The sequence below is a fragment of the Shewanella surugensis genome, assembly GCF_023284005.1.
In the GTDB taxonomy this organism is placed as follows: domain Bacteria; phylum Pseudomonadota; class Gammaproteobacteria; order Enterobacterales; family Shewanellaceae; genus Shewanella; species Shewanella surugensis.
Genome location: NZ_JAKIKS010000160.1, coordinates 1 through 10,026 on the forward strand (window position 1 = coordinate 1; position 10,026 = coordinate 10,026).

The following is a 10,026-nucleotide window of genomic DNA, read 5'->3' on the forward strand; positions in this document are numbered from 1 at the left end:
AAGGTGTTCGATCAGGGTCATTGGGTTACCTCTCAGAAAGTGAGGTGCGATTAGATCACAGTAATTCAGCAGATTCAATCTTTGTTAACAAAGTGCGATCCCGCCCTGACTGTCACTTTAGTTTGATTGTCGGTTGTTTTTTCAGCAGAGAAATCTACATTAAATTTTTTAATGGCTTTCATAGGGGTACCAGCATAAATATTAACTGTCATGAATCCGTGATCAGGATCGTATTTTACAATCTCTTCTTGAGCAAACCCACCATCATAAAAATTGCATTGTCTCTTAGCCCCCAAACCTTTGGCTTGATCATTTAGAGAGTTGGATTGATCAACTCCAGGATGAAATATTTGAATATTTTCAAAATCATCGAGTAGGGGCCAAACTGTATTAATTGGAGCATTGATGATTTTTTTTGCTATAAATTGAGGCATGTCTTTTTCCTTAGTTTTTTTATATTTGCAAAGTATGTTATTTCGGTCATTATCTTATATGGACTTATTTGCTGTTACAACAGGTAAAAACACATGCTTGTTATGCATAAATGCAGGGTGAAAAAGAAGAGAACACTATGATAAATTGGGATGACTTTCGGTATATTTTGGCCATTTATAGAAAAGGGACCCTCTCTGGGGCAGCAGAAACCTTGGGGGTTAACCAGACTACCGTCACCCGCAGGCTAAAGTCTTTGCAACGGGAACTCGGGGTGCAGTTATTTGACAAATTGCATCAAGGAGTATTTCCCACGCAAGCTGGTGAAGATATGGTTACAATAGCTGAAGAAATGGAGCAAAAAGTTTTTCAAGTTGATGATAATATAGCTGGAAAAGATCGAGATTTAAGGGGTCCTTTACGGGTCACGTTTCCTGAAATTATAGGAGGACATTGGCAATGGGCTTTTCACGAGTTTTGTCAACGTTACCCAAAAATAGAATTGGAACTTTCTTTGTCGAATCAACAGAAGAATTTAACTCAAAGAGAAGCGGATGTGGCGATAAGAATAGGTGTGCTTCCACCTGAACATTTAATAGGACGAAAATTGGTTAAGGTTAAATATGCATTATATGGATCCAATCAGTTAATAAAAAAGTTAGGCAGTACTTTATCTTATGATGAATACCCTTGGCTTGCCTATGAGAGGAAAATGGGGGCAAAAGTAACAGAGAAGTGGATGTTTAAACACGCTAGGAAAGCGAAAATTATATGCTATGTTAATACGCTTCAATTGTTGCATGAAGGTATTCGATCCGGAATGGGGATTCAATTTCTGCCTTGTATAATAGGGGATAATGATCCTTTGTTAAAACGTTTAAGACCCGTAGAAGAAGGCTTTAGTGGAGATTTGTGGTTATTGAGTCACCCTAATTTAAGACATATTGCCCGAGTTAAAACTTTTATGGATTTTATTGCAGAAATATTTATCGATCATAAAGGTCAGTTTGCAGGCCTAGTCGACAATCCTTGTGATAAAGTATGATTTAGTGATAGCTGATTAATTAAATCAAAGAAATAAGTTAATATTTTCTATTATTTAAGTTTCTTACAAATTGCTAGTATACAGAATTCACAAGATAGCTGGAATGCCTATATTGTGATTCTTTTTCGTTGTATTCGTATAAAAACTTAATGTAGGTAAACGCCAGCGGCGATGAAGTAGTCGGTATCTGGGATGGCGATAATAAAGGTGATTTTTTCTTCATCCTTTCCGGTTGAGGGATTCTCCCAATAATATTGATAATAGCCACCGTCACTATTCTATTCTCTTCGGCAGTGGTGATTAAACCTTGAACAAAATAGTCACCTTTTGAGTCAGTTAAATTCCAGTAATCTTCACCTTCCAATGAGTCATCTGCGCCGTGGGCAATAACAGTCCCTGAGCTATCGAGAATAAAAAAATAGCCAGATTGGTCGTCAAAAAAGCGAATATAGTCAATAAAAACCTTTAAAAAATCAGTTTGTGATGACTCATCTGTATAGATGTCAGTCAACACCGCAGACAGCCCTTCGGCCATGGGCTGGGTGACTTGTTTTACTTGGGTTTTATTGGCGTCATTGATATCTAATAGATTAGCAATGCCATCATTATAGACACCAGCAGCAATAAACCATTCGGTTACATCAATGCCGGTGACAAAGCTGTGTTTATCCGCGGGCTCATCAGTGGCGGGGTTAGTGAAATAATAAGAGAGAAAGCCAAAACCAATACGTTCAACGGTTTTAATCATTTCTTGCACATGGTATTTCCCGTTCAAATCTTGTGCATCGATTCTACTGGTACCTATCCAACTGTCATAAATATGAGCAATGACGGTGGCATCGTCCAGTGTTTCTACAAAAAAATAGCCTGAGTCATCGTCAAAAAAGCGGGCTTCATTCACCATGGCTTGGGTAAGTGCAATGCGCTCATCATCGTCATCAATGAATTCATTAAAGGTGGCTTTAAGCCCTGTTGCCATATTGACGACATTGACTTGAACGATCACTTTATTTAATTCGTATTCTGAAATATAGCCTGATTGAGATTGCGACTCACTGTCATTACAGGCCGTGATCAAAAGAATGACAACACAAGTAAAAATATAAGAGTAAATATGCTGAATGGTTTTTATCATTTTCATTACTGTCCTTTATTTTCTTTTATTAATAACCACTATTCCTCTATTAATAAGCTATATAAGTAGGTTTGATGGCTAAGTAAAGCGCATCGGATCTCATGACTGAGTCAAGTAAGATCAAAGTCTAGTCAAAATTGAATCAAAAGAGTCAATATGTTGGTTATTATTTGTTGAAAATATGGACATCAATGAGGGTTTAATAGCGATTCACTGAGTGAACCGTTGTTAAACAATTACTGCTGTTAAAAAGTCCAGTGAGATGATTATTGCCATTATTTGTTTAAACCTTGCCTAAAGTCTATATTGTTTTCTGATAATCATTTAACTAACTGATAGTTATCTTTTTATATTCAACGTATCGTTCGTGTCTTTACAATGTTTAGGATGATTTAATGGAAAGCTTATCAATCTCGGGCAATTATTTTTTTAATGCACACTTAACGTTAGATATGGATCAAATGAAAGGGTGTGAAAAGCAACAGACTCGCTTACCAGAGCTTGGCTTGATCGAGGCATTTATCGATAAGTGGTTTACTCATGGTAATAAGGAAAAAGCCATTGTGGCTTTTAATACTTTACTCGATCCAGATAAAACGACTGCCGAAAAAGATAAGGCTGTCGGTACGTTGCAGGGCTTGATGCCTGAAGGTCACCGCAATGATATTGCGGGTGCTCGCTCCAGCAGTGATTTTGGTCGGTTTACATTGACCATTAATCAAGAAGAGATCACTTGCCTTAGTAACTATAAAGAGATTAATGATATAAAGCAGAGTTTATCAACTGTCGGTTTAGCTTTGGTTAACTTAAAACCGACAGTGATAGGAAAAGACTTTCTTTATGATTTGGCACAGAACAAGGACAGTGATCTTACTAAAATTCGTGCCATCTTACCTGTCTTGTTGGCGACTAAGCCTCAACATTGTGATCTGAAAATGGAGAATGGATATACTTTGGGCTCATGTGATAGCAAGATTAATCAATTTGCACTGGAAATCGCAGAGGCAAGGTTTGGTGATGAGCCCTTTCATCGTTGGGAGAGCAAGGCCTTAACATTAACAGATCAAACTAAAACTGCGCGTCTTCAAATTAGGCTGGAACATAATATACAATCCCATCTTAATAAAATTGGTGAAAAGTGTTTGCTACTTAGTCAGCACCTTGAGGTTAACTACCCTCAACCTAAGCCGCTTCCACCATTGAGCACTGATGTTTAATGGTAGAAGGTTGATTATTTTCGTGTGAATTAAAATGAATAGCAATAGAAGAGCTGTTCGTTCTGGTTAAGGACTTAAGCGGCTATCGATTTTACTCGATGGCCGCTTAAGTGTATTTTTGATGTCTATGCAGGAGGGCTAGTTACCCAGAATATCAGGTGTGGACTTTTTCGCTATTTTTACTGCTTTCTTTTCTTTTGCCGTTAAAAGCGGTTTCTTTTTGGCATTTTTTTTACTATTTTTCCCTTTACTCATAATATTCTCCTTTCGAAGTAATCTGTTAAGCTTAAAGTGAAGTTGAGTCAACCCCTGGTACCTGGTTAGGTTGTGACATTTATGTACAGCATTTATTTGTTGATAACTCGCAGTGGATTACTGTATAAGTATGGCTCAAAAAAGTGTTATTGACAGAAATCGAGGATATTTGTGCGTGGATAAGCCATGTAATTGTTAAAGTGAATGATAGAAAACAGCTTGAATATAGGGTACTTTTCTGCGTGTTGATCAAATTTACGTCAGTGATTAACCATCGCTTTTTATTCTAAATAATGGAGTATCGTTTGAAAAGTATTCGTGCTTTTATTGATTTATTTTTAAGTATCGTTTTTACGTTAATGTGACTTAATGGTTGTGCGAGCAATGTGGCTAATTACAGCCCCAAATCGGACAGTTCGAGGTGATCATCGGGCCGCCTGCCTAGTGGCCAATAAAATAGTCGATCTTCTTCTTTAATAGGGAGATCGTTAATACAAGCAAAACGATTTTTCATTAACCCATCTTCGCTAAACTCCCAGTTTTCATTACCATAAGAACGGAACCAGTTACCGCTATCGTCATGCCATTCATAGGCATAACGAACGGCAATCCGATTGTCAGTAAATGCCCAAAGCTCTTTTATTAGTCTATATTCCTGCTCTTTTAGCCATTTTGTTTCTAGGAAGGCCTGCGCTTCTTCACGGTTATTGACGAAGGTTGCACGGTTTCGCCATTGGGTATCGTTTGTATAGGCGAGCGCGACAGTCGCGGGATCGCGACTGTTCCAGCCATCTTCAGCTAACCTTACTTTCTTTAAAGCGCTTGCTTTTGTAAAAGGGGGAAGTGGAGGGCGTGTATTCATAATGATGTTCTCCTTTAAAGTATCGGGATTTGACGAATTGTGGGTCAATAACGGTGAGTCGTAACGTTATAAAACTAATGCTAATGCTTCGGTTCCTTTTGCAGGCACGGCACAATAAATGAGTACCTCATCTTTAGCGTGAGTGGCACTCGCTTGGCTGCGATAAGTGACAGAGCCTGCTTTTATTTTTGTGGCACAAGCCCCACAAACACCATGGCGACAACTAAAATTAGGGGTTATCCCCTGTGCTTCAGCGGTTTCTAAGAGGGTGGCGTCACCGGCATTCCAATCTTGCTCAATATTGGATTGTGTAAACGTAATGACAGCCTTTTGTGCTTCTTCAGTAATGCTGCTGGCGTCATTGGAAGAGACTATGCTGTTATCGGGTTGGCGTTGTAATGCCGCGAGGCCAAATGCCTCTGCCAATATGCGTGCATCAGATACGCCTAAGCTGCGAATCATATCGTAGAGTGCTTGCATGAATTCAGGGGGTCCACATAAAAAGAAATCATAATCATCAAGTGCGAGTATTTTCCGAAGAACGTGGGCAGAGAGACGGCCCGTACCACTGAAATCCACTCCTATTTTTTCGCTTGTGCGCGGGGCTGAAATAAAAGAGTGATAACGGATTTTTCCTTGAGACTGTTTTTCTATGGACTGAAATTCATGATGAAATGCACGCTCAGCGGTTGTTCTAGGCGCTTGTAATATAGTCAGTGGACGCATGTGGCGTGTTCGTACTCCTTCGGTTAGCACATGTGATGCCATTGAGATCATGGGAGTGATGCCGACACCCGCTCCAATGAGCACGGCAGGGCGATGTTCTACCGTGTCGATGAAAAAATCACCTCTGGGGGCTTTTATTTCAATGATGTCGTTCACTTTTAAGTTGTCATGCAAGGCTTGAGAGATATACCCCTTTACCTCACGTTTCACTGAAATCTTATAATGTGTCTCGCCAGGCGCGGATGACACGGTGTAAGTTCGAAGAACGGGTTGTTCTTTATTGGGGAGGGGAATTCGTAACGTCAAAAATTGCCCTGCTGAGAAAGGTAATAGACCATGGTGATCAGCGGGCTCAAAATAAAATGAGCGGATAAGATGGCTTTCGGTTTCGATTCGACTGAGTTTGAACGGACGCCATGAATTGCGCTTTTTCTCTGCCGCTAACGTTGTTGCAGCTTGCTTCCAATCACCAGTGATCAGTGTGTTGGGCGAATAGCCCTCGATTGAGCCCCTAAAAGGTAACGCATCTTTGAGTCTTATTCCATGGTTGAGCTTAAAACGCCAAGCGCGTTCTGCGCCTTTATATGCAATGACCTCTGGCTCGTCTTCCCACAACAGTTCAACGGTACCCGTCAGCATTAGCAGCTCACCTGTTGAGAAGTCAATGAAAGTCATTCCTGCTTTTGGATTGACTAAAAAATTGCCCAGAGTATTAAAATGGTTATTTCCTGGGAAGTCAGGGATGGTCAGAGTATCGTCTTCTATTTTTACAAAGCCTGGCCGTCCGCCACGGTGTGATACGTCGACGCCTTCGATTTCAGGATTATTTTTGGTGTTAATGAAGCTCGATACAAAAAAAGTGTCTGCTGTTTTAATCAAATGACGTGCTTGTGCGTCTAATGAATTAAAGGTGGTGATGTTGTCATTCATCATATCGGCTGTATTGATGGTATTTGGTTCTCGAACAAAATGGATCTTCCAGTTCTGAATATATTGAGGACAGTTACCAAAAGATTGGTCTACTTGCAGTGAAAATCCTGAATCATCGGTGTGGGTTATACGACCATTGAGGCGGTTACGGCGACGAGTCGTCATCTCAATACCAAGCAAACCTAACGGACTGCCTGATTGTTTAATGATCTTTGCCAACGGATCACCCATTGGCAAAGTCGCATTAATATTGAGCGTGGTTGAATGCGGTGATTGCATGAATCCAGGTTTTCCCGATAATAGGGAGGTCCAAGGCCAACCCTGTTTATCGACCCCCCCTACCACCATGAAAGGGAGGGTAGCATAAAACTGACGGTGCTGGTCGGGCATAAATGAACGGATGACACGTCGTCCAAAACTTTCCATCGCCTCTCGTTTTCCAGTGCGTGTTTGGAGGTTTTTTTCACCTGAGTGGAAAGGCGAGTGTTGATCGTTGATGTACTGCATCTTAAACCTCATTGTCGATCTGGCATCAGGATCAGTTAGCAAGCCTTAGCTTGCACCTCAGTTGAATTTATCGGGCTATTTTGCTTGATGTGTCGATTATGCTGCGAGTCCGACTTTGGTTATAGGCATAGGTTTGAAACCTTCCAATGTCTCGATATTAACTAATAATCGGCGCACATTTGGATAGGGGGCTAACGAAACGTTGCCTTCTGGTGCATGGGCGACGTAGCTATATATGGCAACATCAGCAATTGTTGGGTTGTCACCGACTAAAAATTCGCGATTGTCTAGATGTGCTTCTAGTTTCGATAATACTTTTGTCGCGGTCTCTTTAGCAAAATCAGCATCCAGTGAAGCGTTAAACACCGTAATGAGTCTTGCGGCGGCCGGACCAAATGCAATTTCACCTGCCGCTAATGTAAGAAACTTTTGTACTTCAGCTTCCCCTACTGGATCATGTGGAATGTAGGAAGGGGCATATTTTCTGGCCAAGTAAACTAAAATTGCGTTTGAATCTGCAATCACAGTATCGCCATCTTCTATTACTGGGATTTGCCCAAGAGGATTGAGTGCCAGAAACTCTGAGTGCTTGTTTGCACCGCTAGCCAAATCGACGTTGATCACTTCATGAGCAATGCCTGCTAGATTAGCAAACAATTCGACACGATGAGCGTGACCAGAAAGTGGAAAACTGTGAATACGAATTGAGTTTGACATGATTGATTCCTTCCTTTTAAGTTGGGGGGTGAAAGTCATTTTTTATTTGAGTGTTGATCCTATTTCTTGTTCACAATGAATACAATGATGTTGTTTGGATAAACATTGTATTCAAAATATGTATAATAATGATCTATTGGATCAGAAGGACAGTATTATGGACAAAATAGAGGGAATGCGTGCCTTTGTGGCTGTGAGTAGCGAAAACTCTTTTACTGCGGGTGCGAAACGATTGGCAATAAGCACTAATCTTGCCAGCAAATATGTCAGGCAATTGGAAACATATTTAGGTGCTCAGTTATTTAATCGTACTACCCGTAGCGTCACTTTGACCGATATAGGTCGTGCTTATTTGGAACGATGTACGCCTCTTTTAGAACAATTTTATGAGCTGGAGGGTTTAGTACAAGAGCGGCAGTCAGAGTTAGCTGGCACTATTCGTATCAGCGCGCCAACGGGATTTGGAAGTCGTCAGCTTGTGAAGGCCATTGGTCCATTTCAAGAGGCTCATCCTAACATTACTATCGATCTTCATCTATCAGATCAATATGTTGCTATTGTAGAAGAGGGCTATGATCTTGCGATCCGTTTCGGGCAACTCAAAGACTCGACACTGATTGCCCGCAAATTGCTGAGCATGCGTATTGTCGTGTGTGCCTCGTCAGATTATTTAGCGCAAAGAGGCAGACCACTGCAACCCGATTCATTGACGACTCATAACTGTCTCATTCCTACATCGGCAGCCGATCCCAATCATTGGGCGTTTTGTATCGATAAGGTGATTGAAAGAATACGTGTCAGTGGCTCATTTCATGCTGATTCTCCGCGCGCCATTGCTCATATGGCTGCTGAAGGTTTAGGCATTGCTCGATGTCCTTATTATGCCGCCGAACCGTTTATTAAAGATGGATCGCTTGAACTGTTATTTGAAGAGATGGAAGTCACCGAACTGAGTCTTTATGCCATTTATCCTTCTAATCGACATTTAACGGCACGCATTCGAGCACTGATTGATCATCTTGTTTTGACATTTAACGTGAAATGAATAGTGATTACTTTGCTTGGAACCGTACTGTGCTCTTATATTTGCACCGTCGTGCTTATATTGTTATATTCTAGTTAATTACTTTGTGATTCATTGTGTTAAGGCTAGAGTTTACTTTATCCTTTTAAATGAATTGCAACGGACAGATTAGCAAAAGGACAGTGCATGCTATTGATCCAGAGTATTTATTTCACAGCCATTCGGTATGTCTTTAAAGTGACACGTAAAGGGCTAAGTTTAACGCAACAGGAAAATGTCAAGATGACTTCACACTTAAGTTACAATCATCATTTAAATCAACCGACAAAAGCGTATATTGCCGCGACTTGGGTTACTTTGGCCATCGGGGTTATTGGCTATTTAATGGGCCTTTGGAATGCGACGATAGCGTTAAATGAAAAGGGGTATTATTTCGCTATTTTTTTATTGGCGATGTTCTCAGCGGTGACGTTGCAAAAAACGGTGCGAGATAGGGAAGAAGGGATCCCTGTGACTTCTGTTTTTTTAGGCATGTGTTGGTTTGCTTTTTCCGCGGCCATCGCTTTATTGGTCGTGGGGTTGTTTAATGCTCAATTCGCGTTAAGTGAAAAGGGGTTTTATGGTATGGCCTTTATTGTTAGCTTATTTGCCATCATTACGGTGCAAAAGAATACGCGAGATTTAACTAACGAGCAGGGCATAACTGATCCTGCGGCTTTTCCGAACATGAGCAATAGTCTAGGGACTGCAGGTGAGGTGACTGAAGTGATGGATAAGCTATAAAACGGCCTCATTTTTATCTATCCAGTACTGCAAAGTGAATGATTGAGTTCATTCATTAAGGACAGACACAGAATAAAGGAATAGTGAAAAGGTGTGAGTAGTTAAGTGGTACAAACAACCTGAGGTGATAGTGGCATTTTCAGCGCTGTTTATGAGTTTAATCACTGCGGTGGTGAGATATAAATCCGAAGTCATTAAGCAATGGCAGGATATTTCAAATTTGGCCGTCGTTGCTCAATCTCATATTAGCAGCTGAATTTTATCGTCTCAAACGATAGTTAATCCCTAGATCTCAGCAATAAGCGACACACGTTTACCTGTTAAAAACTCATAAGGACTGAGAAAGTTTAACGCCTTTCTTGGCCTCATGTTAATTAAAAATTCAGCATTGGC

The 10,026-nt window shown here is 40.7% G+C and carries 9 protein-coding genes and 1 pseudogene; 4 read left to right on the forward strand and 6 right to left on the reverse strand.

The annotated features are described in order from the left end of the window. Nucleotides 1-74 precede the first annotated feature (74 nt). Complete coding sequence (locus tag L2764_RS23920; protein ID WP_248942885.1) at nucleotides 75-434, reverse strand: SRPBCC family protein; 360 nt, start codon at nucleotides 432-434, stop codon at nucleotides 75-77. 137 nt (nucleotides 435-571) lie between these two features. Between L2764_RS23920 and L2764_RS23925 the strand changes: the two genes are divergently transcribed. Further along, entirely contained in the window at nucleotides 572-1,477 is a 906-nt protein-coding gene (locus tag L2764_RS23925) for a LysR family transcriptional regulator (RefSeq protein WP_248942886.1), read from the forward strand. A gap of 73 nt (nucleotides 1,478-1,550) precedes the next feature. On the opposite strand, the gene L2764_RS23930 is transcribed toward L2764_RS23925, so the two are convergent. After that, nucleotides 1,551-2,618, reverse strand: coding sequence for a cache domain-containing protein (locus L2764_RS23930; RefSeq protein WP_248942887.1), 1,068 nt, complete (start codon nucleotides 2,616-2,618; stop codon nucleotides 1,551-1,553). Nucleotides 2,619-3,007: 389 nt separating this feature from the next. Here L2764_RS23930 and L2764_RS23935 point away from each other — a divergent pair, with 389 nt between their 5' ends. Beyond that, nucleotides 3,008-3,829, forward strand: a complete 822-nt coding sequence (locus L2764_RS23935; protein WP_248942888.1) for a hypothetical protein — start codon at nucleotides 3,008-3,010, stop codon at nucleotides 3,827-3,829. A gap of 649 nt (nucleotides 3,830-4,478) precedes the next feature. Here L2764_RS23935 and L2764_RS23940 read toward each other — a convergent pair. The 3 genes from L2764_RS23940 to L2764_RS23950 all read right to left on the reverse strand — a co-directional run bounded on the left by L2764_RS23940 (nucleotide 4,479) and on the right by L2764_RS23950 (nucleotide 7,826). Then, nucleotides 4,479-4,946: a nuclear transport factor 2 family protein gene (locus L2764_RS23940; protein ID WP_248942889.1), complete on the reverse strand. Its 468-nt coding sequence runs from the start codon at nucleotides 4,944-4,946 to the stop codon at nucleotides 4,479-4,481. Between the two features lie 66 nt (nucleotides 4,947-5,012). Next, nucleotides 5,013-7,109 (reverse strand): FAD-binding oxidoreductase, encoded by a 2,097-nt coding sequence (locus L2764_RS23945; RefSeq protein ID WP_248942890.1) that lies wholly within the window; start codon nucleotides 7,107-7,109, stop codon nucleotides 5,013-5,015. A gap of 96 nt (nucleotides 7,110-7,205) precedes the next feature. Next, on the reverse strand, nucleotides 7,206-7,826 hold the full coding sequence (locus tag L2764_RS23950) for a glutathione S-transferase family protein (protein WP_248942891.1): 621 nt from the start codon (nucleotides 7,824-7,826) through the stop codon (nucleotides 7,206-7,208). A 157-nt stretch (nucleotides 7,827-7,983) separates the two neighbouring features. On the opposite strand from L2764_RS23950, the gene L2764_RS23955 reads away from it, so the two are divergent. Both L2764_RS23955 and yiaA read left to right on the forward strand, forming a co-directional pair. Continuing rightward, a complete protein-coding gene (locus L2764_RS23955; protein ID WP_248942892.1) occupies nucleotides 7,984-8,871 on the forward strand; it encodes a LysR family transcriptional regulator in 888 nt (295 codons plus the stop codon). 165 nt (nucleotides 8,872-9,036) lie between these two features. Next, nucleotides 9,037-9,633 (forward strand): inner membrane protein YiaA, encoded by a 597-nt coding sequence (gene yiaA, locus L2764_RS23960; protein WP_248942893.1) that lies wholly within the window; start codon nucleotides 9,037-9,039, stop codon nucleotides 9,631-9,633. Between the two features lie 285 nt (nucleotides 9,634-9,918). On the opposite strand, the pseudogene L2764_RS23965 reads toward yiaA, so the two are convergent. Beyond that, nucleotides 9,919-10,026 (reverse strand): annotated as a pseudogene (locus L2764_RS23965) (IS30-like element ISVsa7 family transposase); the annotation flags it as partial.